The sequence below is a fragment of the Sphingobacterium sp. GW821-FHT03E03 genome (genome assembly GCF_059420745.1).
Window position 1 is genome coordinate 39,316 of record NZ_JBWKUH010000031.1, and the last position, 22,794, is coordinate 62,109.

At 39.4% G+C, this 22,794-nt stretch carries 22 protein-coding genes; 10 read left to right on the forward strand and 12 right to left on the reverse strand.

Annotation, left to right across the window (positions count from 1 at the left end; translation table 11 throughout):
* The first annotated feature begins 30 nt into the window (after positions 1 to 30).
* Positions 31 to 1,218, forward strand: coding sequence for an aspartate aminotransferase family protein (locus tag AC07UV_RS22715; RefSeq protein WP_495185406.1), 1,188 nt, complete (start codon positions 31 to 33; stop codon positions 1,216 to 1,218).
* Positions 1,219 to 1,252: 34 nt separating this feature from the next.
* Positions 1,253 to 2,014 carry an SGNH/GDSL hydrolase family protein gene (locus tag AC07UV_RS22720; protein WP_495185407.1) on the forward strand — a complete coding sequence of 254 codons (762 nt, stop codon included), beginning with the start codon at positions 1,253 to 1,255 and terminating at the stop codon, positions 2,012 to 2,014.
* A 145-nt stretch (positions 2,015 to 2,159) separates the two neighbouring features.
* Here the strand turns inward: AC07UV_RS22720 and AC07UV_RS22725 are convergent, their stop codons facing one another.
* The 5 genes from AC07UV_RS22725 to thrA all read right to left on the reverse strand — a co-directional run bounded on the left by AC07UV_RS22725 (position 2,160) and on the right by thrA (position 9,743).
* Positions 2,160 to 3,356, reverse strand: coding sequence for an MFS transporter (locus AC07UV_RS22725; protein WP_262903043.1), 1,197 nt, complete (start codon positions 3,354 to 3,356; stop codon positions 2,160 to 2,162).
* A gap of 60 nt (positions 3,357 to 3,416) precedes the next feature.
* Positions 3,417 to 4,604, reverse strand: coding sequence for a class I SAM-dependent rRNA methyltransferase (locus tag AC07UV_RS22730; RefSeq protein WP_495185408.1), 1,188 nt, complete (start codon positions 4,602 to 4,604; stop codon positions 3,417 to 3,419).
* A 229-nt stretch (positions 4,605 to 4,833) separates the two neighbouring features.
* Positions 4,834 to 6,141 carry a threonine synthase gene (gene thrC / locus AC07UV_RS22735; RefSeq protein WP_495185409.1) on the reverse strand — a complete coding sequence of 436 codons (1,308 nt, stop codon included), beginning with the start codon at positions 6,139 to 6,141 and terminating at the stop codon, positions 4,834 to 4,836.
* A gap of 127 nt (positions 6,142 to 6,268) precedes the next feature.
* Positions 6,269 to 7,207 carry a homoserine kinase gene (locus AC07UV_RS22740; RefSeq protein ID WP_282256163.1) on the reverse strand — a complete coding sequence of 313 codons (939 nt, stop codon included), beginning with the start codon at positions 7,205 to 7,207 and terminating at the stop codon, positions 6,269 to 6,271.
* Between the two features lie 88 nt (positions 7,208 to 7,295).
* A complete protein-coding gene (gene thrA / locus AC07UV_RS22745) occupies positions 7,296 to 9,743 on the reverse strand; it encodes a bifunctional aspartate kinase/homoserine dehydrogenase I (RefSeq protein WP_282252438.1) in 2,448 nt (815 codons plus the stop codon).
* A gap of 528 nt (positions 9,744 to 10,271) precedes the next feature.
* Here thrA and AC07UV_RS22750 point away from each other — a divergent pair.
* The gene (locus AC07UV_RS22750; RefSeq protein ID WP_120262252.1) at positions 10,272 to 10,853 is read left to right on the forward strand and encodes a C40 family peptidase; all 582 of its coding nucleotides are present in this window, start codon (positions 10,272 to 10,274) and stop codon (positions 10,851 to 10,853) included.
* A gap of 105 nt (positions 10,854 to 10,958) precedes the next feature.
* A complete protein-coding gene (locus tag AC07UV_RS22755; protein WP_120262251.1) occupies positions 10,959 to 11,471 on the forward strand; it encodes a phosphoribosyltransferase family protein in 513 nt (170 codons plus the stop codon).
* A gap of 8 nt (positions 11,472 to 11,479) precedes the next feature.
* On the opposite strand, the gene AC07UV_RS22760 is transcribed toward AC07UV_RS22755, so the two are convergent.
* The 5 genes from AC07UV_RS22760 to AC07UV_RS22780 all read right to left on the reverse strand — a co-directional run bounded on the left by AC07UV_RS22760 (position 11,480) and on the right by AC07UV_RS22780 (position 17,356).
* The gene (locus tag AC07UV_RS22760) at positions 11,480 to 12,946 is read right to left on the reverse strand and encodes a LysM peptidoglycan-binding domain-containing protein (RefSeq protein WP_495185410.1); all 1,467 of its coding nucleotides are present in this window, start codon (positions 12,944 to 12,946) and stop codon (positions 11,480 to 11,482) included.
* 182 nt (positions 12,947 to 13,128) lie between these two features.
* Complete coding sequence (tatA, locus tag AC07UV_RS22765; RefSeq protein ID WP_208642640.1) at positions 13,129 to 13,326, reverse strand: twin-arginine translocase TatA/TatE family subunit; 198 nt, start codon at positions 13,324 to 13,326, stop codon at positions 13,129 to 13,131.
* A 93-nt stretch (positions 13,327 to 13,419) separates the two neighbouring features.
* Positions 13,420 to 14,733: a murein hydrolase activator EnvC family protein gene (locus AC07UV_RS22770; protein ID WP_282252435.1), complete on the reverse strand. Its 1,314-nt coding sequence runs from the start codon at positions 14,731 to 14,733 to the stop codon at positions 13,420 to 13,422.
* 108 nt (positions 14,734 to 14,841) lie between these two features.
* Complete coding sequence (lolB1, locus tag AC07UV_RS22775) at positions 14,842 to 15,645, reverse strand: lipoprotein insertase outer membrane protein LolB1 (protein ID WP_495185411.1); 804 nt, start codon at positions 15,643 to 15,645, stop codon at positions 14,842 to 14,844.
* The gene (locus tag AC07UV_RS22780; RefSeq protein WP_495185412.1) at positions 15,635 to 17,356 is read right to left on the reverse strand and encodes a tetratricopeptide repeat protein; all 1,722 of its coding nucleotides are present in this window, start codon (positions 17,354 to 17,356) and stop codon (positions 15,635 to 15,637) included. The genes lolB1 and AC07UV_RS22780 overlap by 11 nt, the downstream gene beginning before the upstream one ends.
* Before the next feature lie 235 nt (positions 17,357 to 17,591).
* Here AC07UV_RS22780 and rplM point away from each other — a divergent pair, with 235 nt between their 5' ends.
* The 6 genes from rplM (at position 17,592) to AC07UV_RS22810 (ending at position 22,414) form a co-directional block, all read left to right on the forward strand.
* A complete protein-coding gene (gene rplM / locus AC07UV_RS22785; RefSeq protein ID WP_120262245.1) occupies positions 17,592 to 18,035 on the forward strand; it encodes a 50S ribosomal protein L13 in 444 nt (147 codons plus the stop codon).
* An 11-nt stretch (positions 18,036 to 18,046) separates the two neighbouring features.
* Positions 18,047 to 18,433: a 30S ribosomal protein S9 gene (gene rpsI, locus AC07UV_RS22790; RefSeq protein WP_077437656.1), complete on the forward strand. Its 387-nt coding sequence runs from the start codon at positions 18,047 to 18,049 to the stop codon at positions 18,431 to 18,433.
* 18 nt (positions 18,434 to 18,451) lie between these two features.
* Positions 18,452 to 19,249: a 30S ribosomal protein S2 gene (rpsB, locus tag AC07UV_RS22795; RefSeq protein ID WP_104385702.1), complete on the forward strand. Its 798-nt coding sequence runs from the start codon at positions 18,452 to 18,454 to the stop codon at positions 19,247 to 19,249.
* A gap of 197 nt (positions 19,250 to 19,446) precedes the next feature.
* Complete coding sequence (gene tsf / locus AC07UV_RS22800) at positions 19,447 to 20,283, forward strand: translation elongation factor Ts (protein WP_120262244.1); 837 nt, start codon at positions 19,447 to 19,449, stop codon at positions 20,281 to 20,283.
* 318 nt (positions 20,284 to 20,601) lie between these two features.
* Positions 20,602 to 21,465 carry an SDR family oxidoreductase gene (locus AC07UV_RS22805; RefSeq protein WP_495185415.1) on the forward strand — a complete coding sequence of 288 codons (864 nt, stop codon included), beginning with the start codon at positions 20,602 to 20,604 and terminating at the stop codon, positions 21,463 to 21,465.
* A gap of 124 nt (positions 21,466 to 21,589) precedes the next feature.
* On the forward strand, positions 21,590 to 22,414 hold the full coding sequence (locus AC07UV_RS22810; protein ID WP_495185413.1) for a helix-turn-helix domain-containing protein: 825 nt from the start codon (positions 21,590 to 21,592) through the stop codon (positions 22,412 to 22,414).
* On the opposite strand, the gene AC07UV_RS22815 is transcribed toward AC07UV_RS22810, so the two are convergent.
* Positions 22,411 to 22,671 carry a hypothetical protein gene (locus tag AC07UV_RS22815; protein ID WP_282252416.1) on the reverse strand — a complete coding sequence of 87 codons (261 nt, stop codon included), beginning with the start codon at positions 22,669 to 22,671 and terminating at the stop codon, positions 22,411 to 22,413. The genes AC07UV_RS22810 and AC07UV_RS22815 overlap by 4 nt on opposite strands.
* On the reverse strand, positions 22,613 to 22,794 hold a 182-nt coding region (locus AC07UV_RS22820; protein ID WP_495185414.1), incomplete at its 5' end, for a hypothetical protein. The genes AC07UV_RS22820 and AC07UV_RS22815, both read right to left, overlap by 59 nt.

Here is a 22,794-nt window from a genome sequence, read left to right on the forward strand (position 1 = left end):
TCTTTTTTATTTTCGGACATTTGTAAAATCATGCTAAGCAATAGAGAATTATTTTTGATGAACACTGCTCAAACCTCTAGCTCACCTAGGTTGGTTGAAGTGGTTAAGGCCGAGGGGGTCTATCTTTATGGGCCAAATGGGGAAGAATATATGGATCTTGTCTCCGGTTTTAATGTGAGTAATATCGGACATCGTCATCCCAAGGTACTCGAAGCAATAAAGGCTCAGCTCGATCAGTATTTGCATGTCACTGTTTATGGTGAATTTGTACAAGCCCCTCAAGTCCAGTTTGCAACAGAATTACTTGCGGAATTACCTACAAATTTTCAATCAGTATACCTGACCAACAGTGGTGCGGAAGCTGTCGAAGGGTCTATGAAAATAGCCAAGAAATATACTGGACGGAGACAGATTATCGCTGCAAAAAAGGCCTACCATGGAAGTACACAGGGTGCACTTAGCCTTATTGGAAACGATGATTATCGTCAGGCTTATGCCCCACTCCTTCCAGAAATAGACTTTATTACGTTTAATGACCCGCAAGACTTAACGAAAATTACAACTGAAACAGCCGCTGTGATCCTAGAGGCTATTCAAGGAGAGGCTGGTGTCAGGGTCCCAGATATAGCCTATATGCAAGCGGTAAGAAAACGTTGTGACGAAACTGGCACTCTTTTAATTTTCGATGAAATCCAGACTGGTTTTGGTCGTACAGGAAAACTGTTTGCCTTCGAACATTTCGGTATTGTACCTGATATACTGATGTTGGCCAAAGGCATTGGTGGCGGTATGCCATTGGGCGCCTTTGTTGCCGCTAAAGAAGTAATGGATGTCATTAAAGACAATCCAATGTTGGGTCATATCACCACATTCGGAGGACATCCTGTGAGCTGTGCTGCCGCACGTGCATCGCTCGCAGTGATCAAATCCGAAAAACTGGTTGAACAGGTAGCCCATAAGGCCAACTTATTTAGGGAAAAGCTCAGTCATCCAGCAATTAAAGAAATCCGGGGCCAAGGCCTTATGATGTGCTTACAATTGGACAACTTTGAGCAGGTTTATAACGTCAGTAAATACTGTGCAGAGCATGGTGTTATGATTGACTGGTATCTTCACTGTGAAACAGCACTTCGCGTGGCTCCACCATTGACCATTACGGAAGCTGAAATTGAAAAAGCCTGTAACATCATTATAAAAGGTTTGGAAAAGTATGCTTAAAGTATGTAACTTTAAGCATAACAAAAACCTAATAATGAGCACAAACCGCAGATCATTTATCAAAAAAAGTATCATTGGCGCCGGTCTTTTGACTGGAGCCAATTTATTGGGCAACGAAGCTTATGCCCATGAAGATAGTTTCAAATCTTCAAAAATAAGTTTGAATGACGGAGATGTCATCCTATTTCAGGGGGATTCCATTACGGATGTAGGCCGCGATAGGAATAACAGAAATCCCAATGACACCAAAGCCCTAGGTCAGGGTTATGCCTTGTTGGCCACAAGCGAATTATTGAATAAATATGCCGCAAAGAAACTGAAGGTCTATAATACTGGGATTAGTGGCAATCGTGTTCCCGACCTTCAAAAACGTTGGGCGGAGGATACATTGGCATTCAAACCAACAGTATTAAGTATCTTGATCGGCGTAAATGATTTTTGGCGAACGATAGACCGCGGCGCCAAAACGACCGTTGAAGAATATAAATCGCAGTACCAGCAATTGTTGCATGAGACACTACAAAAACTTCCGAATGTTAAACTGATTATTGGAGAACCTTTTGCTATAAAAGGTGTAGGCCATATCACGGATGCTTGGTACCCCAAATTTTTAGCCTATCAAGAGACTGCACGTAATGTTGCGAAAGAATTCAACGCGATACTCCTTCCCTATCAAAAAATCTTTGATAATGCCCAAAAGACTGCCCCAGGAGCCTATTGGGCAGCGGATGGTGTGCACCCTACTCTAGCTGGAGCACAATTAATGGCAGCAGCCTGGATGGACTGTATCAAATAGTATAAAAGAGAAAATTGCCCAAAAAGTAAAAGCCCCCTGAGAATTGATTACTTCAAAAGAGGTTTTAAGGGGATACGAATAATACTAAAGAAAAGCGGGAGTATCCAACCTTTTTGGACACTCCCGCTTTTTAATATATCATATTCTAAATCTCTTTATAGGGCGTTTTCTGTAGATTAGGAAGAAAATAGGCGACGACACCGATTAAGGGTAAATACGAACACAGATGGTAAATAAATTCGATGGATGTATGATCTGCCTGCCATCCGAGTACGGCAGACCCGATCCCTCCCATGCCAAATGCAAATCCATAAAACAAACCAGAGACCATACCCAACTTCTTAGGCAATAACTCCTGTGCATATACAATAATTGCAGGAAAAGCGGATGACAATATTAATCCGATGATCACAATCAGTATCCCGGTCATTGTAAGACCAACATAGGGTAAGGCCAAAGCGAAGGGAGCTACGCCTAAAACGGAGAACCAAATCACATATTTCCTTCCAAAACGATCCCCAAATGCTCCCCCTAATAAGGTGCCAACCGCAACGGCGATCAGAAAATAAAACAAGTAAACCTGTGCCTCCACCTCATTGATGCCAAATTTTTTCATCGTGTAAAACTGAAAATAATTAGTAATACTTGCGATATAGAAATATTTAGAAACGATTAACAACAATAGGATAATGACAGTTGCGACAATACGTGAATTGGGAAGATCTGGAACACGAATATTCCTTTTTGTTGATCTCGAAACATTTGCAAGACGACGCTTATACCAAGTGCCGATATAATAGGAAATAAACTGGCCAACAATTGTAAATAAGCACATCCAAGCAATAGCCTGCTGCCCTCGAGGTAAGACCAGAAAAGCAACTATAATAGGTGCTAGAGCTGTCCCTGCATTCCCACCGATCTGAAAAATGGACTGTGCCATACTCCTTCTGCCACCGGAGGCCATGTAAGCCACACGTGAGGACTCCGGATGGAAAATTGAGGATCCGATCCCAACGAGAAAAACGGAGAACAATATCCATGCATAGCTATGTGCCTGGGAAAACAACAACATGCCCACAAGCGAAAAGGACATACCGATAATCTGTGAATATGGAACAGGATGTTTGTCTGTAAATGAGCCGACAACAGGCTGAAAAATTGAAGCGGCAATCTGATATACTAATGTAATCATCCCCACCTGAGAAAAACTCAAGTGATGCTCTTCTTTTAATAAAGGGTATGTAGCAGGAATTACAGCCTGAATAAGATCATTCAGCAGGTGCACCATACTCACGGCAAACAAAATAGAAAAAATAGGTCTAGTTTCTTTTTCTTTGATCATGATTTCGCTTTAAATTAAAAAGGTCGATTTATTCAAATCAACCTATATATCTGCATTTATTTATAATACGCGTACCAACAGTCCTTTGAGGTATTCTCCCTCTGGAAAGGAGGCCCTAACAGGATGATCTTCGGGTTGATGGAATTGTCGAATAAACTGTATCTCTTTACCTGCGTCCAATGCGGCCCAGGCAAGCACCTGTTTAAAGGTGTCCATATCCATCGCTCCAGAACATGAGAATGTCGCCAATAACCCACCGCTATTCAACAGCATTAAACCCCGACGATTTAAATCTTTATAAGCCCGTGACGCTCTTTCCAAAGCTGAACGGGAAGGTGCATACTTTGGAGGATCCAAGACGATCAAATCGAATTTTTCACCCTCATCTACAAACTTACGCAATTGCTTATTGACGTCAGACAATATCGCTTTATGCCGACTTGGCTCAAATCCGTTTTCGGCTACATTTTTTTCAAGAGTTTCAATCGCCAACGCAGAGCTATCTACGGACACAACTTCACTTGCACCAGCTTTTAAGCTGTTCAGTGTAAATCCACCAGAATAACAGAAACAATCCAATACCTTTTTATTGATAACATACTGCGCTGTCAATAACCTATTCTCACGTTGGTCGCAATAGAAACCTGATTTTTGCCCATCAATGATATTTACCTTATAATGAAGGCCATTTTCGATGACGTCCACAAATTCAGGTGGTACCTCTCCCGACAAAAGACCATTTGTATCTGGTAGGCCCTCATGCTCACGAGATTTCAGATCACTCCGCTCATAAATTCCAGTAGGATTTAGCAGCGTATTTAGCTCCGCAATAATGATATCTTTAACTTTTTCTACTCCTACAGAATGGACCTGAATAGAAATAAAATCAGCATACTTATCCGCAATTAATCCAGGAAGAAAGTCTGCCTCGGCAAAAATCAAACGAACGGTATTGGTAATGCCTTCCTGCAGCAAATGTTGTCTAGCTGCCACCGCCTTTTGAATACGGGTGCGCCACCAATCCGCATCAATCTGAGCTTGTGGATTCCATTCCAGTAAACGGATGGCCACCCGCGAACTATTGTGAAACAATCCATACGCAATAAACTCACGCTCGGCATTGTAAACCCCTACAATTTCGCCATCTTCAATCTTATCGGACAATGATTTAATTGCTCCAGAAAATACCCAAGGATGCAATTGCCAGGCAGCTTTATCCTTACCCTTATTCAAATAAACTGATTTCATTACTGCAAAATTAACTTATTATTTCGACATCCAAATGAAACATACGATATAAATAGCATAAGCAACAAAAACAGCTAATACCTAAGCCATCATCGATAAAAGCTAGTTTATAAAAACACTATCCAAAAAGTGAAAGCCCCTCAAAGAATTAAAGATTTGAAAAGAGATTATGGGAGAAGTTACGAATAGAGAAAAAGGGGGACGTTCAAAAAGATCGCCCCCTTCGGGTTTAGTTATGGTTGATTAGATATCTTTTGAACGCTTCGAAGTTTACCGCCAAAGGTTCCGCTAATTTTTCTTTTCCCTGCAACGCTTCTGCACCGTCCGGCAATACAATTTTTGCAAATACATCAGCATCTATTGCATCCGGAAATTTACAAGGATGTGCCGTCGATAAGAATACCGAAGCGTAAGTACCTGGATATTCCTTCGCATAGGCTTGTGCTCCCAACCAAGCAATGGCAGTATGAGGACAGGCGATATAATTTGCATCTTTAACAAGCTTATCCATCCCAACTTTTGTTTCCTCGTCAGTAAAGGTATAAGAAGAGAGCATAGCTTTTAACTCCGCTGGATTAGCTGCAAAAAGATCCTGAATCCGTACCCAGTTGCTTGGGTCTCCAACATCCATAGCATTACTCAATGTCTGAACAGAAGGTTTAGGCTCATATTGTCCCGAAGAAAGGAATCGTGGTACTGTATCGTTGACATTTGTCGCTGCCACAAAATGTTTGACAGGAAGCCCCATTTTGTAAGCCAATAAACCTGCCCCAATATTCCCAAAATTACCACTTGGCACAGTAAATACGACTTCATTGATCCCTTGGGATCTTAGTTGCGCGTAAGCATAAAAGTAATAAAAGGTCTGTGGGATCAATCGGGCAATATTAATTGAATTGGCCGATGTTAACCGCAAAGTCTGATTGAGTTCCCCATCATTAAAAGCCTGCTTCACAAGTGCCTGACAGTCGTCAAATGTACCATCTACCTCTAATGCGCGTATATTTTGCCCATTTGTAGTCAACTGAAGCTCCTGCACCTCGGAGACTTTGCCTTTGGGGTATAATATTGTAACGCGAGTTCCCTCTACCCCTAAGAAACCTAAGGCTACAGCCCCTCCTGTATCACCAGAAGTTGCGACAAGTACGTCCAGCAACTTATCGTCGGCTTTAGAAAAATACCCCATGATACGGCTCATAAACCGGGCTCCAAAATCCTTAAAGGCATAAGAAGGCCCGTGAAATAGCTCCAAAACAGCTGTACTGTTGTTCAGGAATTTTACGGGTGCCTCAAAATTAATCGCTTCATCAACAATCTTCTTTAGATCTGGTTTAGGAATATCATTGCCCAAAAGAGTTGAAGCAACCTCCAAAGCAATTTCCTGTAGGGAATATTGTTGTATATTTTTGATAAACAATGGATCCAATTGCGGAATTTGCTCGGGCATATACAACCCTTTATCCGCTGGCAGCGAATTAAACACTGCATCTTTAAAAGAAACAGCTAATGTCTTATTATTTGTACTGTAAAATTTCATCTTTTAATACTTATTTGATGTACATTTATTCTGATTAATCAAAAAGAGCACATTATACGATTTTTATGCAATCAGTAAGATACTTTGCACCTTGCTTAGTTTTTACACGCATGGTACAGTAAAATCTCTAATTTAACACCCTTGGTCCTTCGATATTTACCTTTGACACATAACCGAAGCTGTCGATTTCATTTTCTTTGAGATGAGCCTGAATTCTGTCTGCAATACTTTTTGCGATCTGCTCATCCCGTGTGATCGCGACTACCGAGGGACCTGAACCGGATATCCCGAAACTCAAGGCACCATGTTGTAGAGCGATTTCCTTCATTTCATAAAACTGTGGAATCAGGATCGCGCGCGTAGGCTCAATTAGGATATCTTTCATACTTCGGGCAATCAAATCATAATCTTCCATAAATAATGCTGCGACCAACCCAGCAATATTGCCCCATTGTGTTACAGCATCTTTTAATAGCACTTTATCTTTAATTAATTGTCGGGCATCACGTGTAGGGACATCTACTTGTGGAAATACGACGGCTGCCACTAACTCCTTCGGTGAAGGAATTGAAATAACATCTAAAGGTTCGTTTCCTCTGATCAACGTAATACCACCATAAAGCGCTGGTGCAACGTTATCAGCATGTCCGGTGCCACAGGCCAACCGTTCCCCCTCGACACAAAATGGTAAAAGTTCTTCTTTTGTCAATGGATTACCAAGCATAACATTAATCGCAAAGAGCCCAGCCACCGTACTCGCGGCACTGGATCCCAAGCCAGATCCGATTGGCATGTGCTTGTGCAATTCAATTTCAACACCTACTTTCGAAGCAATATTTAGCGCCTGCAACAGGTACTGAACACAAGCCGAAACGGTATTTTTGCTCGGATCGAGCGGGAGTCTACCGTCATCTCCTGTAATTTGCTTTATAGTCACGCCGGGTTGCTGCTTGCGTCGCATGATCACCTCATCTCCTGGCTGCTCCACAGCAAAGCCCAGTATATCAAAACCACAGATCATATTCGCTACAGTTGCGGGAGCAAATACCCGAACTTCGGGTAACATCTTTTCTAAATCGATTACTTTACCTTTTAGATATTCTACATTTAAATTATTGGCCATTACTTCAGTCGTTATTTCCTCTAAAATAGTTTTATGCACCTACGTTAACTAAATCTGCAAAAACACCTGCAGCAGTCACTTCCGCTCCAGCACCTGGGCCTTTTACAACCAAAGGACGCTCTTTATACCGTTCTGTCGTAAATGAAATAATATTATCGCTACCAGACAGCGCATAAAAAGGATGATTTTCATCCACAAATTGGATCGCAATGGAAACCTTTCCATTCTCCAGTTTTCCGATATATCGGATTACTTTGTTCTCGCGGGCAGCGCGCGCTTTCATCTCTTCAAAATAGGTATTCTCCTTTTGTAGTTCAGTGTAGAAGGAATCTACAGTCTCGGCTTTCAGGCAGGCTTCCGGAAGAATTGGCCCGAGATCTACATCTTCCGCTTCAACAGGATAACCAGCGTCTCTGGCTAAAATCAACATTTTACGCATAAAGTCTATTCCCCCCAGATCGTCCCTTGGATCCGGTTCGGTATAGCCCAATTCTTGTGCTTGCTTTACAACATTGAAAAAAGTAGCATCGTCTTTGAAATTATTGAAGATGTAAGATATAGTACCTGAAAGAATAGCCTCGATCTTTAAGATACGGTCACCACTGAGCATCAAGTCTTTAAGAACCCTTACGATAGGCAATCCGGCCCCAACATTTGTTTCATAGAAGAAATCCACTCCATGTTTATGTGCAGTATCGCGAAGCGTCTTATATTGCGCATATTTTCCAGAATTTGCGATTTTGTTACAGGTTACGATGGAGATATTGGATTTAAAGATATCTTCATAATATGTTGCGGGCAATTTACTAGCCGTATTATCAATGAAAACACAGTTTGGCAAGTTCAGGGCTTTCATTTTTTCGATAAATAAAGCCAGATCTGCCTCGGAACCATTTTTCTCGAGTTCAGCTGACCAATTATCTAGTTCCACACCTTCGGTATTGAACAACATTTTACGGCTATTGGAAATTCCAACAACTTTGATCTCAATATCATTTTTATCGAGCAGAAAATCATGCTGATCCTCTAATTGTTTAAATAGCGTCGCACCGATGTTACCTGTACCGATATTAAACACATGCAAAGTCTTTTTCAACTCCGCAAAAAAAGCATCATGAACAGCATTAAGTGCTTTAGCTAAATCTTCTTTGCCGATGATGACCGAAATATTGTATTCGGATGAGCCTTGTGCTATTGCTCGGACATTGATACCATTCCTTCCAAGTGCAGAAAATAACCTACCGGACATTCCCGGAGTACGTTTCATATTTTCACCGACAATGGCCAATACAGATAGATTTTCCTCGATAGCGGGGATGACTAATTTATTCGCCTGAATTTCTAATTCAAATTCCATTTCGATCAGCTGGATCGCGCGTTTCGCATCCGATGGGTTGACTGCAAAGGTGATACTGTGTTCGGAAGAAGATTGTGTAATCAATACAACATTGATTTGCTCCCTAGCCAGCAGTGTAAAAAGACGTCCGCTAAACCCTGACTTGCCGATCATTCCTGATCCACTTAGATTGATCACAGAGATATCCGAAATAGAAGAAATTCCTTTGATTGGTAGCGCGGTCTTTCCACTATCAAATTGGATCACCGTACCTGAGAAATCAGGTTCAAAAGTATTACGAATGACAATTGGGATTTTTTTCAAAAATGCAGGGATCATGGTGGGCGGGTAGATGACTTTAGCACCAAAATAAGATAGCTCCATTGCTTCAGTATAGGAAAGCACGGGGAGTGAGAATGCTTTTTTCACGATCCTCGGATCAGCGGTCAGCATTCCGTTAACATCAGTCCATATTTCGATCGCCGTAGCATCCAATATCGACCCAAAGATAGCGGCTGTATAGTCCGATCCGCCTCGTCCTAAGGTGGTAATGCGGCCATTCTCGTTGCTACCGATAAAGCCGGTCACAAACAGCAGTTTGTCACCATGGGTGATATACATCGATTTCACAAGCTGCTCGGTCAATGCCTCATTTAAATGGGCATTACCGAAATTAGAATCAGTCTTTACATAGTGTGAGGCATCTATAAATAAAGCTTCCGGTATGTACTGTTCCATGACTTTAGAAACCATATAATTGGAGCAACGCTCACCATAGCTGAGAATTAAGTCTTTGCTTTGATTGCTCAATTCTCTCAGTGCAAAAATCCCCTGGAGAAGATCCTCGATCTCATTGAAAAATAACTTAAGTTTCGTGAAAACAGGATTTTGAAACTTCACTGCGAGAAGTTCTTTCACGACTGCAAAATGTTTATCTTCCAAAGATTTAAGTCCATCCGAAAAGGACTTCCCTTCAGCTGCGTCTTCTGCCAATTGGGTTAGTAAATTTGTTACACCCGACATCGCGGATAATACCACAAGGGGCTTTTCCTTAGCGTCGTAGGATTTCTTAACAATACTTAAGACTGCTTTGAGACTTTCTACTGTTCCGACTGAAGTTCCTCCAAATTTTAAAACTTTCATACTGATCTATACTGTTTGTTTAGTTTGATTTATGTGACAAAAAAAAGCGCTTTCCCTTTTGAGGAAAGCGCTTCGAAATATTGTGTCTACAATTATATACAATGAAACTACTTCCTCCTGAGTTTTATCCCGGTGGTAATAATAATTGTTGTAATAATTGTGTTTGTGTTCATTGTTTTTGCTTATGTATTGTAAATATAGAACAAATATTATCACATTCCTAAAGAAAATTAATATTTTTTTTCAGTTTCACAAAAACGAGCCTTAAAGAATAGTATTCTAGCATAACACCGCTATTTTTGAGAGCCTGAAACCACCACCTGCTTGTAGTAAAGTTCGACAGGCCGATTAAATTTCGATATCTCCAAAAAGCGTTAAGGAAGATGTTAAAATTGTTAAAATTTCGTTAAATAGCTTTAAAAAAATTTGACCTTAAACTGATATTGTATTATATTCGCAACAGTGCTGTCCAAAATAGATGACAGTATTGAATTTTAAAAGTTAAATGTTGTACAAAAAAGCGATTTAATGAAAACAAAGAAATTTATAGCGTCAATGCTATTTATCGGCTTATGTCTAGTGTCGCAGGCACAAACCAACAGAAACTCCAAACCTGAATCAGATCCTGATAACCTTGCCAAAGAATACTTCTCACAAATTATGGGTGTTGCAGTCTCAGCAACAACAAACACAAAACTTTATCAATTTGTTTACGAATGGCTAGGTACTCCATACCGTTTGGGTGGGGATTCAAAACGAGGCATTGATTGTTCTAAATTTTCTTACGAATTATATGACAAAGTATTTAACACGTCATTGGGTTACAATAGTCGTAACCAGTATTCGCAAGTAAAGACTGTAGAGAAGAATGAGTTGAAAGCGGGGGATTTGGTATTCTTCAAAATCAGAAGTAGAAGCATTACGCATGTGGGTGTTTATATTGGTGATAATAAATTTGCTCATGCTTCTTCCAGCAAGGGTGTTATGATCAGTAATTTAGACGAACCTTACTGGAGACGCTATTATTATAATGGTGGACGTTTACCAGAAGACAATAAATCGCTTACTGCCGAAATATTGAAAGCAGAAAAAGATAATAAACTGAACTAGGGGTTCAGTTATCGACATAAAAAAGTCCAAAGCTTTAAACGGCTTTGGACTTTTTTTATACAATTTAATATCCTATTTTTACCCTATAATCATTGAAATACTATTATGTCTTCAAAGAAAACGCTCATCTTAAATAAAGAACAAATAAAACAGAAGTCTATCCGTATTGCCTATCAGATTCTAGAAGACAATTTTGAAGACGAAACACTTGTTTTAGTGGGGATTGCAGATCGGGGTTATGTATTTGCGCAACGCCTGCAGGCGATATTAAAGGATATCTCAGACAAGGAAATTCTTTTGATTAAAGTTACCATGAAGAAAACAAGCCGGTCTTTGAGTGCTGGTACAGATTTACCTGTTGATATTGCAAAAGACAAAACAATCATCCTAGTTGATGATGTATTAAATAGTGGTCGAGCACTGGCCTATGGTTTGGGTGTGTTTCTCAATGTTCCATTAAGGAAGATGAGAACAGCAGTATTGATTGATCGGAGCCATCACAAGTTCCCAATCTTTAGTGACTACTATGGCACCAAATTGTCTACTATCCTAAAAGAGCATGTTACTGTTACCCTAGAGGAATTTGATAACGAAGAAGATGCAGCATGGTTAGTATAACCATGTTGCTATTTCTTTGATACTTTCAATTTCATTCCCGGTTTGATCCGGCTTCCATTCAGATCATTATCACTTTTTAACCGGCTAACAGATACACCATTTTTATCAGCAATTTGGGATAAGGTATCACCCCTTTTAACCACATAATACGCTGTACGGCTAGCAGCTCGTTGTTGACTCTTCTTAACCGATTTTTCAGCATTATGCGCTAATTTCGCATTGACAAAATTATCTTCCTTCTTGATCAATAGATTTTGCCCCGGTACGATTTTATTTCCGCGTAGGTTATTCCAAGACTTTATATCCTGAACAGTAACCTCAAATTTCTCAGCTACTGAAGCAAATGTTTCTCCGACTTTCACCTTATATTTTCCATCTTTTAAAAGTTCGGTAGGTTCGTTAGTACCCGAACTAGCCATCACTGAAGTGGGTATAGGTGTATTAAGGGCAGCATATAGCTCCTCGGTAGCTATTCTCTTATCCAATACAGGCAAAACTAATCTTAGTGGAGCTTCCTCTGTACCATTTAAAATATTCTTCTTAAAGCTAGGATTTAGTGCGCGGAGGGTTTCTTTAGATACATCTAAAGCTGCTGCTATCTGATTTAACGAGATCCGTTTATTGATGTCTAATGCTTGGGTTCTCAGAGAGAGCTCTGTATCAGCTGCATTTATATCGTTTTCCTCGGCATACTTCATCGCATAAGTCATAGCAATGAATTTGGGAATATAGTTTTGTGTTTGTTGTGTCAGATAGGGAGCGATATCCCAAAAAGTAGGTTTATCTTTACCCGAACGTTGAATCGCCCGTCCAACAGCACCTTTTCCGCCATTATATGATGCGATTGCCAAAAGCCAGTCACCATATTCGTCATAAGCTTCTTTCAAGATTTTCGCGATCGCGTAGCTGGAAGCGATGGGATCCATACGCTGATCGGTATAACTATCTACGGTCAGGTTGTAAGTCTTTGCCTCATAATACATAAGCTGCCATAATCCGGTAGCACCAGCACTTGAAATATCACGCGGATTCAAAGACGATTCGACCACACTCAGATATTTCAGTTCTCTAGGCACCCCCACCTCATCCATGATGCGATCAAACATTGGAAAGTAATACTGTCCAAGTCCCATCATTCTACACATATAAGGATTGTAATTGTTGGAGGTGTATTTGGAGATCAGGTTTTTCACCTGTGGAGAGTAATTTAAGGGCACTTCTCGTTCGATTGCTTTGAGTTTGCGAACGAGCTGTATTTCTTCTTCGGTAATGGTGGAATCATCTTGTCGATTATTTCCCGAAGATTTGACACTGTCCAGATATTGATAAATCTCCTGCTTTTCTCTGTCAATCCTTCCTTGAATAACCCGATGTGTGGCCTCTCTCATGCCTTCTACAGCGCTTTCATGAGCCATGATAGGCAGCACGTAGCATAGCCCTCCTAGTATTGAAATTAACGTCTGTTTTCTGATCATAAATTTACTGTTAAATCCAGGTCTGATTTTCCTTCTTAAAAAATCAACAATAATCTAAACGCTTAGAAATGGATTTTAGTATAAAAATGGTTTGGCCTATTCAGCTATAGGTCCAGGATAAAACAAAATACGATTTTGTTCCTCACAAAATCGTATTTATGCTATATGGGATAAAATTATCCTTATTTGTTATCTTCTACTTCAGATTTCTTTTCAGCCGAAGAATCTTCTTTTTGACCTTCTTTGAATTCTTTCACCCCCTTACCCAATCCGCGCATCAACTCAGGAATCTTCTTACCTCCGAATAATAGTAACAATGCTATTACAATGAGGATAATCTCATTCGCTCCCAAACCCATGATTAAAAATGATGTTGACATATCTATAATTTCTTGTTTTTCAATTCTTTTAAACTAAATCTATTCTCCCTCTTTACAAATGTAGTGATAATTATTAAATATAGTAATTATTTCTTATCTAGCCAACCATGACATCGGATTCAATGGTGTTGATCCCTGATAAACAGAGAAGTCGACCATTGGTACACCTGTATCTGAATCCACATCTGCCGTACCGATTGTTTGACCTGTACTTACCTTCTGTCCCTTAGAAACACTTACACTACCTAAGTTATTATATACTGTAAAGTACTCCCCGTGTTTAATCATCACAATACGTTGCCCATACATCGTCAACACGCTACTTACCTCGCCTGCAAAAACAGCTTTAACTGCGGCACCACTAGACGTTTGTATTTTCACAGACTCATGATCCCAGTTCACATTTCTACCGACGCTTTCACCACCAAAACCTTGCATAACTTTCGCATTCGAAACTGGCCAAGGCAAACTACCACGATTAGACCTAAAATCATTTGAAAGTTTGATCGCTTCTGGTGTGCTACGTAAAACCTCAGAATCTGATTTCCGTGCGGTATTACTACTTTTTGTAGTCGTATTGCTTTTACCTTTCGAAGCATTTGCAGACTCATTTGCTTTCCGATTACGTTCTGCGGCTGCTTCGGCAGCACGACGAGCAGCTTCTGCACGTCTTCTCTCAGCTTCAATCTCTCTTCTAATGATTTCTTTGATGGCAGCATTGATGCGACGCTCTTCTTTTTGTTTTTGCGTGATATCTTTCTTCACACCACGTTCTGTAACAATGAGGTCACTCAATTGCCCAGAGTAAACAGAGCGTTGTTGAGAGATCGTTCTCTTCTCCGTTTCTTGCTCTTTCATCAGTGCCACCTGCTTATTTCGATCGGCTTGCAATTGCGCAATTTTTTGCTCGATCTGTTTCTTCGTATTCTCGATATCCGCAGCCTTTAATTTCCTTGAATCATTAAATTGCTGTAAATATTTTACGCGTCTAAATCCTTGATTAAAATCCTTCGAAGCAAAAATAAACATCAATTTATTGTAGGCATTGCGATTACGAAAAGCAAACATGACCATCTTTTCATAATCACGTTTCATTTTTTCCAGTTCAGCCTTCAATTTATTTACTGCCGTCGTATTCGCATTAATATGTTTATTGATGACTGCTACCTCAGAAGTGATTGTATTTATTTTTTGTTCACGTAAGTTGATCTGCTTACTTAAGGCTGTTACCTGTTGCTGTGTCAACGATTTTTCCTTGGCTATTTCTTTCACAGTATTCTGCAATTCAGCAATTTCACGAGTAAGTTTCTCCCGCTGTTTTTCCAGCTCGGCTCTCGTCTGAGCAGCAGAAATACCAATCATCAAAATGAATGCTACTATACCAAATATCGTCTTTTTAAAGTTCATTTACAGTACTATTTATTTAGTGTTTGCTACTTTCCTAACCCCATTTTTTTCATTTACAATAGCAAACTAAATGCGAAAGTAATAAATCTAATGGAAATAGATAACTTCTTATCGGATTACTTTATATCGCGATGACACTGAAAAAGGCATTTCAACAGGTTCATTAAATGTCACTTTGTTAAAATTAATCTCTGTTTTTATCTCCTGACGTCCATCTGAAATAATCATTTTTAGCAGCATCGGAAATTCCTGACCAGAAGCCATTGCATATTCCCCATAATTCGCTTCCAATAGTTGTTTTTTTGACAACTGTGACAGCCTGAACTGGTAGGGGCGATTATTGTTGTTCAATTTATATAAGAAATCAAGTTCATTCAGTTTTCCATCCAACTGCACAGAATTTGGATCCTGTTTCAAATTCACCGCATCGATATCTGACAGAAGATTAACGGATATATTCGCCAAAAGTAAATCCTGCAGGTTAGAAAAAGTAAGATCAGGGCTTGCGAAACGATAGAGATAGTCAAATGGTTTGACCATATACTCATTCTGAAACTTATTCAGAATCTGTACGCTATCCGGCGTAATTAAAACGCGAGCAACTTCGATCCCAAGGGTCGCCGAAATCGAAATCCAGATCCTTTTATCTTTTTCGATCCGGATATTAGAAGTAACGTCAAACTTATCCTTACCCAGATCGAGACGCATTTTCGCCTTTCCCGAAAACGTCGAATAGCTTAAATTGGTCAAAAAAAGATTACGCAGCGAGGTTTTCTTTGCTTCACGTGTATTATCTTTGATGACCAGTTCATTTTCTGATTTGAGATCTGCTCCTTTCAATAGTTTCTTTTTGGAGCTACAAGAAGAAAGCAGAATCACCAGAATACCTACCCAAAGAATTTTATTCCACATAGCTTTTTGTCTCAATCTTCTTTTTTATTTTCTGTTTACTTTCATCAGAATCCAGACCTTTTTCCAGTGCTAGATTCCATTGTTTGAGCGCTTCACCGGTCTTACCCAATTTGACCAAAATATCACCATAATGCTCAAGTAAGACTGCTGTCGGTGGATTTGTATTTTTCATCGCTTTTTGAATCCAAACCAGCGCATCTTCATATTTACCGTCGGCAAATAAAACCCAAGCATAGGTATCTTCAAATGTTCCGTTGTTGGGCTGCAATTTAGTAGCCATTGCTGCATATTTCGTCGCTTCATCCAGCCGCTCTTTTCTTAACGATAAATAGTACGCTAAATTGTTCATGGCGGTCACATTTGTGCTGTCCAATCTAATCGCCTCCATATAGGCAGCATCCGATTCTTTATACATCTTTAATGTATTGTAGATATCACCCAGTCCTCCATAGATATTCGCTTGTAAAAAAGGAGTTTCGTCCTGCGCATTATTCAAGGCTGCCTCCATAAACTTACGGCTATTCACTGTATCTTTTTTCATCAGGTAGGCCATACTTGTGAAATAGAGTATGGTAGAATTATTGGCCACATAATGTAGGGCTTCTCCCCCATGGGCTATAGCTTGATCAAATTCTCCTTTATCCATATCCAGGCTCATCAACATCCGCCACGCATCGATCTGATAAGGATTCATACTTACTGCTACTGCCAGCGAGCTTTGTGCTGCTGTTTTATCTTCGTTCAGCCACAATACCTGCCCTTTGGCCATATGGCTTTCTGCAATGCGCGGGTGCACCTCAACTAAAATATTGGCTAATTCCAAAAGCTGCGCATTGGAATAGGGACTCTTAGGTCCCAACAAGGTCATGATAATTCTATTTTTGTCTCCGAAATCAATTTTTTTAGATTGAAATCCTTTTTTTAATGCATCAAATGATAATTTGCTTTTCTTATCTATCCGGTACAGGTCGGCTAAATCAAAATAAAGGAAGTCCTCCTGCGAAGTTTGAATACCCTTATTTATATATTCCAATGCAAGTTTTGAGTTTTTAGAAAGATTATAAGCCTGTGCCAATTGTCCGTATACCTGAGCCAATTTAGTACCTTTATCAGCCCAAGGTTTCAGGAGACCGATTACAGCATTATAGTCGCCAGCGTCATTCAACAGCACACTACCCACCATATCAAGCGTATCGGAAGGAGTTTCGATTTCTTTTGTTTTAAGAAAATATTCGAGCGCTATGTCTTTATATCCCCCATTAAAAAGCAACATGATACGTTCACGTTTCAATGAAGCTGTGTTATTTTCATCTATGTTGATCAATTTATCCAGATAGATCAGTGCACTATCCGCATCATTTTTACTTTTAAAAGCATCGACTGCGAAACTTAGATACTCAGGCTTCTGTTGGATTTCTAGGGCTGCCTTTATGGCATCTATTGCGGCATCTTGATTTCGCATTTGAGCGAAAAGGATAGCCTTCGTGAAATAGATCTCATCTGCTTTTGGGTAATCCGCTAATATGGCATCTAAAGAATCTACACCAGGACCGATTTTCCCTTGCTTTAATATTTCTTGTACATTTTTGAGCCGCGCGTCATAGGGCTTGCTCTTCTTCTCCACTGACTGAGCCTGCACTAGGCTGACTGTACCAAAAAGAAATCCAACAAAACTTAGAACAACTCGTTTATCTAAAAAATCCAATCTCATCTACTTCCACTAAATAATTAAAAATTCTTCCTGCAATATACTAACTAATGTAACAATATTCATTCGAGGAAGTTGTAAAAATATTGAGATTGGCCCATCCAGTTAGAAACTTAGCTCGTTTTCAATAAAATAAGTGAAATAGATTTTAAAATATAGAATAATAGATGTACCTTTGCAGACCCTTGTGATAAAGGGAAGATAAATAAAAATTTACAAATTATTTAAACAAAAGCAAGTGAATACGTTAAGTTACAAAACTGTCTCTGCCAACAAGAACACCGTTAACAAAGAGTGGATCGTTGTTGACGCTGAAGGAGAGATTTTGGGGCGTTTGGCGAGCAACATCGCGAAAGTAATTCGTGGTAAGCACAAGCCTACATTCACCCCACACGTAGACTGTGGAGATAACGTTATTGTTATCAATGCAGACAAAATTAGATTGACAGGAAACAAATTAGGCGACAAAGTTTACGTACGCTACACTGGATACCCAGGTGGTCAACGTTTCGTTTCTCCTAAAGAGTTAATGGCTAAATTCCCTGAGCGCATCATTGAGAAAGCTGTTCGTGGTATGCTTCCTAAAAACCGTTTAGGTCGTCAATTGTTTAAGAACCTTTACGTTTATGCTGGTACTGAGCACAAACATGAAGCACAAAGTCCAAAACCAGTTAAATTTTAAGGAGCATCGACATGTCAACAACTAACACTTCAGGAAGAAGAAAAACTGCTGTTGCCCGCATTTACTTAACTGCTGGTAGCGGAAACATTATCATAAACGGTAAAGACTACAAAGAGTATTTCCCAACATTACCTTTGCAATATATCGCTACACAATCATTGAGCGTAGCTGGTGAATTAGCAAACTTTGATGTAAAAGTAAACGTTAACGGAGGTGGTGTTAAAGGTCAAGCAGAAGCTGTTCGCCTAGCGATCGCAAAAGCTTTGGTTGAGCTTAACCCAGAAGTTAAACCTGCATTACGCGCTAAAGGTTTAGTAACACGTGATGACCGTATGGTTGAGCGTAAGAAACCAGGACGTCGTAAAGCTCGTAGAAGATTCCAATTCAGTAAACGTTAATCAAAGGAGGATCAAAAAATGGCAAGAACTACTTATCAAGATTTATTGGATGCAGGTGTGCACTTTGGTCACCTTACACGTAAATGGGATCCGAAAATGGCTAAGTACATTTTCATGGAGCGCAACGGTATCCACATCATTGACTTGAACAAAACTCTTACGAAATTAGAAGAAGCTGCTTCAGCTATCAAACAAATCGTAAAATCAGGTCGCAAAGTTTTATTCGTAGCAACGAAAAAACAAGCAAAAGAAATCATCGCACAACAAGCTAAAGAGGTTAACATGCCTTTCGTGACTGAGCGTTGGTTAGGTGGTATGCTTACAAACTTCGCTACAGTTCGTAAGTCTATCAAAAAAATGTCTAACATCGACAAAATGCAAAAAGACGGTACTTATGATGTATTGTCTAAGAAAGAAAAGTTGATGATTCAACGTGAGCGTATCAAATTAGAAAACCTTTTAGGAGGTATCGCTGATTTGAACCGTTTGCCAGCTGCTTTATTCATCATCGATGTGAAAAAAGAACACATCGCTGTTTCTGAAGCAATGAAATTGAACATCCCTACTTTCGCGATGGTAGATACAAACTCTGACCCTTCAAACATTGATTTCCCAATCCCTGCAAATGATGACGCTAGTAAATCTATTAGCTTAATCGCTAGCATCATTGGCCAAGCAATCCAAGAAGGTTTGGACGAGCGCAAACGCGACAAAGAAGAAGAAGCTGAAAAAGATGCTGCTGCTGCAAAAGCAAAAGTTGACAATAGTGAAGCTTCAGAAGCTAAACGTCCTCGCAAAGCGAAAGACGGAGAATAATATTTTTATTCCAAACCGGATAGCGTAGCGTTAGTTTCTGGAAAAGATTACTTTTCTTGAACTAGCCTATCTCTCCGGTTTTTTGGTTTAACAACTCTTGATTATCAAGGAATGTTAAACTTCATATTAGCTTAACATGTTTTAAGTTAATATTGTACAAAATTTTCAGTAGTAAACAATAATAAAAAGAAATAAACATGTCAGTACAAATTTCTGCATCAGATGTAAACAAATTGCGTCAACAAACTGGCGCTGGTATGATGGATTGTAAAAAAGCTTTGGTTGAGTCTAATGGTGACTTTGAAGCTGCTGTAGATTACTTGCGCAAAAAAGGCGCTAAAGTAGCTGCTAGCCGTCAAGATCGCGACTCTAACGAAGGTGTTATCATCGCTAAAGCAACTGCTGATGGTAAATCAGGTATCGTAGTTGAAGTAAACTGTGAAACTGACTTCGTAGCTAAAAACTCAGATTTCGTAGCTTTCGCAGAAAAAATCGCAGACCTAGCGTTGAACAACAAACCTGCTTCTTTGGAAGAATTGAAAGGTTTGGAAATTGATGGCAAGAAAATCGCTGATGCTTTGATCGAGCAAACTGGTGTAATCGGTGAGAAAATTGACGTTTCTAAATACGAAACTATCACTGCAGAGAAAGTAATCGCTTACATCCACGGTAACTACCGCTTAGGTGTATTGGTAGGTCTTTCTGCTGATGCAGCTGGTGCTGAAGAAGCTGGTAAGGATGTTGCTATGCAAATCGCTGCTATGAACCCTATCGCAATTGATAAAGATGGTGTTGATCAAAACACAATCGAGCGTGAAATCGCTATTGCGAAAGAGCAAATCATTGCAGAAGGTAAACCAGCAGAGATGGCTGAGAAAATCGCTCAAGGTAAATTGAACAAATTCTTCAAAGACACTACGTTGTTGAACCAGGAATTTGTAAAAGATTCTTCTAAAAATATCGCTCAATTCTTAGACTCAGTTTCTAAAGGATTAACTGTAACTGCTTTCAAACGCGTACAATTAGGCGCATAAGCATATTTCCTTTCTAGTAATAGATCGGAAAAAATAAAAACAGGGACTATTGACAAAATAGTCCTTGTTTTTTATTTATAGGCAGTCGACCTTACAGTTCTATTTTCCTATCATTTGTTAGTTACATCCTTACCTTCCCCATCATTCCCGCTTTCCCTATAATTTGTCTTCATCTTCCCTATGTTCGCCTATCATTTGTTAGCCTACCCCTATCATTTGCTACAATCCCCTCACCTCCCCTGTCTTTCATTCACCACTTTTATTTTCATTCAAATTTATGTAACTTAATCATACATAAAAACGAAACAAGATATGGGCATGTTAAAAGAAGGTGCACTAAAAGGCAAACGCATTTTAATTACAGGTGGCGGTACTGGGCTAGGAAAAGCGATGACTGATTATTTCCTGGAGCTAGGTGCCTCTTGCCTGATCAGCAGCCGAAAGGATGATGTGATTCAACATACAGCAAAAGAACTATCCGAAAAACACCAAGGCACATGCCTGGCGATAGCTGGTGATGTACGTAATTATGAAGATGTAGAGCGTGTAGTAGCTTATGGCTACGAACAATTGGGCGGGATCGACATCTTAATCAACAATGCCGCAGGAAATTTTATATCTCCTACCGAACGGCTGAGTCATCGTGCTTTTGAGTCTGTCATCGGAATAGTACTTCAGGGTAGCATAAATTATACCTTAGCATTGGGCAAACGTTGGATTGAAAATAAGGACCAAAATAAAACGGTGCTTAGCATTGTAACGACTTATGCCTGGACAGGTTCAGGTTATGTGGTCCCTTCCGCGACAGCCAAGGCTGGTGTATTAGCAATGACAAGATCCCTTGCTGTCGAATGGGGAAAAAAAGGTATACGTCTAAATGCAATTGCCCCTGGTCCCTTTCAGACTTCAGGTGCAATGGAACGTCTAATACCAGGTGAATTGGGCGAGCTCCTATCTCCTACAAAACGGATCCCACTAGGACGCTTAGGACAATTAGACGAGCTGGCTGATCTTGCAGCATATCTTGTATCGGATTTTTCCAGCTACATTAATGGCGATGTCATAACAATAGACGGTGGAGAGTGGTTAAAAGGCGCAGGAGAATTTAACGGTCTGGATATTATTCCCGAAGAACAATGGGATAATATCGAAAAAATGACGCGAAGCGCAAAAAGTACTTAGCCCTATTTCTGGGACCTGCAACAGTACACTGTTTTCTTTAAAAAGTCAAAAGATATAATCAAAATAACGATATTTGGTTGTCATATTGATTATCATTCGATAAAACAAAATTTACAACTACACAATGAATTTATCCTTTCTCCCCGAAAAAATCAAACACAAACAAAAGATTGATCTAGGCGAACTAGGTTTTGATTTTGCATTGGCTTATATTTCGGAAGGCACGTTGGTATCAAAAAGCAATGGTGCAAAATTTCTCAAAGAAAATCTGCTCTTCCTGAATGCCACTTCAGAAATACTTGAAAGTAAGAAAGATTCGAGTGTATTTATTTTATATTTTTCAAGCCATTACTTTAAAGATCTGCATCATATACAACAAAATTTTTGCTTATCTTACAATCCTCAGGATATTTTCAATTCGGAAACACTACGCAATAAAAGCCTGTCTCTTAAAAAGGAGAATAGAAAATTAATAGAAAAAGTAATCTCCTTAATTTATCAACAGGGAGAATCTGAAAATGCAGCGACCTCTACCTTTGTCTTTCATCAAGTGATGTCACTCTTCGCATTAATCGAAAATATATTAAAAGATCTGGATCTTCCAATCAATGAGTCCCGTGACATGTCCCAAGAAATAGAAGTTTATATCCAACAAAACATTTATTTCCCTGACAAGCTACAAATAAAAAGTATAGCTGATCATTTTCAGATTTCGGCCAATTACTTTGGCGCCTTTTTTAAGAAAAAATACCAGAAAAGTTATAAACTGTATATAGACGATATTCGTACCCAGCTTATCGAAGAAAGGTTGGCATCGAGCCAATACACCATGAAACAGATTGTGGATGAACTAGGTTTTAACGATGAAAGTCACCTGACCAACTTTTATAAGAAAAAGAGAAATATAACCCCAAGTACTTATAAAAAATCTAGAAAAGCAGTCAGCTAGTTGTCAAGTTGAATGACACCATTGAGGTCATTATTTAACGAACGTTGGATCGCTTCGTCAAGAATCAATATCTTCTGCCCCTGGAGTGTACGTTCTTGTGCGCTACTTGCATTTGTCTGTGTCGAATTGAATGATTCCAATTTCATGGGGAAATAAATTGGGTTCTCATCTTCTGAACGCCCGATGGTCAATAAGATATTATACCCCTGTAGGCGCAAACTCTGTAATGTCTGATAATTTAAACGCTTGAAAATCATAATGGCCAAGATTTACTGTTACTATTAGTAACAATAATATTTTCAATTTGTTTGCATTATCAGGTAGAATTTTATCCTTTATGATCACTATTTCAGCGAATTTATCAATTGCTAAAAAAAATA

What these genes read in the sequence shown, in the direction of transcription:
- AC07UV_RS22750 (WP_120262252.1), top strand. Translation starts at nt 10,272, where the DNA reads ATGAAAACAAAGAAATTTATAGCGTCAATGCTATTTATCGGCTTATGT.
- AC07UV_RS22815 (WP_282252416.1), bottom strand. Translation starts at nt 22,671, where the DNA reads ATGATTTTCAAGCGTTTAAATTATCAGACATTACAGAGTTTGCGCCTA.
- AC07UV_RS22780 (WP_495185412.1), bottom strand. Translation starts at nt 17,356, where the DNA reads ATGAGATTGGATTTTTTAGATAAACGAGTTGTTCTAAGTTTTGTTGGA.
- AC07UV_RS22715 (WP_495185406.1), top strand. Translation starts at nt 31, where the DNA reads ATGCTAAGCAATAGAGAATTATTTTTGATGAACACTGCTCAAACCTCT.
- AC07UV_RS22725 (WP_262903043.1), bottom strand. Translation starts at nt 3,356, where the DNA reads ATGATCAAAGAAAAAGAAACTAGACCTATTTTTTCTATTTTGTTTGCC.
- AC07UV_RS22760 (WP_495185410.1), bottom strand. Translation starts at nt 12,946, where the DNA reads ATGATCAGAAAACAGACGTTAATTTCAATACTAGGAGGGCTATGCTAC.
- tsf (WP_120262244.1), top strand. Translation starts at nt 19,447, where the DNA reads ATGTCAGTACAAATTTCTGCATCAGATGTAAACAAATTGCGTCAACAA.
- AC07UV_RS22805 (WP_495185415.1), top strand. Translation starts at nt 20,602, where the DNA reads ATGTTAAAAGAAGGTGCACTAAAAGGCAAACGCATTTTAATTACAGGT.
- tatA (WP_208642640.1), bottom strand. Translation starts at nt 13,326, where the DNA reads ATGTCAACATCATTTTTAATCATGGGTTTGGGAGCGAATGAGATTATC.
- thrC (WP_495185409.1), bottom strand. Translation starts at nt 6,141, where the DNA reads ATGAAATTTTACAGTACAAATAATAAGACATTAGCTGTTTCTTTTAAA.
- lolB1 (WP_495185411.1), bottom strand. Translation starts at nt 15,645, where the DNA reads ATGTGGAATAAAATTCTTTGGGTAGGTATTCTGGTGATTCTGCTTTCT.
- AC07UV_RS22755 (WP_120262251.1), top strand. Translation starts at nt 10,959, where the DNA reads ATGTCTTCAAAGAAAACGCTCATCTTAAATAAAGAACAAATAAAACAG.
- thrA (WP_282252438.1), bottom strand. Translation starts at nt 9,743, where the DNA reads ATGAAAGTTTTAAAATTTGGAGGAACTTCAGTCGGAACAGTAGAAAGT.
- AC07UV_RS22810 (WP_495185413.1), top strand. Translation starts at nt 21,590, where the DNA reads ATGAATTTATCCTTTCTCCCCGAAAAAATCAAACACAAACAAAAGATT.
- rpsB (WP_104385702.1), top strand. Translation starts at nt 18,452, where the DNA reads ATGGCAAGAACTACTTATCAAGATTTATTGGATGCAGGTGTGCACTTT.
- AC07UV_RS22720 (WP_495185407.1), top strand. Translation starts at nt 1,253, where the DNA reads ATGAGCACAAACCGCAGATCATTTATCAAAAAAAGTATCATTGGCGCC.
- rpsI (WP_077437656.1), top strand. Translation starts at nt 18,047, where the DNA reads ATGTCAACAACTAACACTTCAGGAAGAAGAAAAACTGCTGTTGCCCGC.
- AC07UV_RS22770 (WP_282252435.1), bottom strand. Translation starts at nt 14,733, where the DNA reads ATGAACTTTAAAAAGACGATATTTGGTATAGTAGCATTCATTTTGATG.
- AC07UV_RS22730 (WP_495185408.1), bottom strand. Translation starts at nt 4,604, where the DNA reads ATGAAATCAGTTTATTTGAATAAGGGTAAGGATAAAGCTGCCTGGCAA.
- AC07UV_RS22740 (WP_282256163.1), bottom strand. Translation starts at nt 7,207, where the DNA reads ATGTTACCCGAAGTTCGGGTATTTGCTCCCGCAACTGTAGCGAATATG.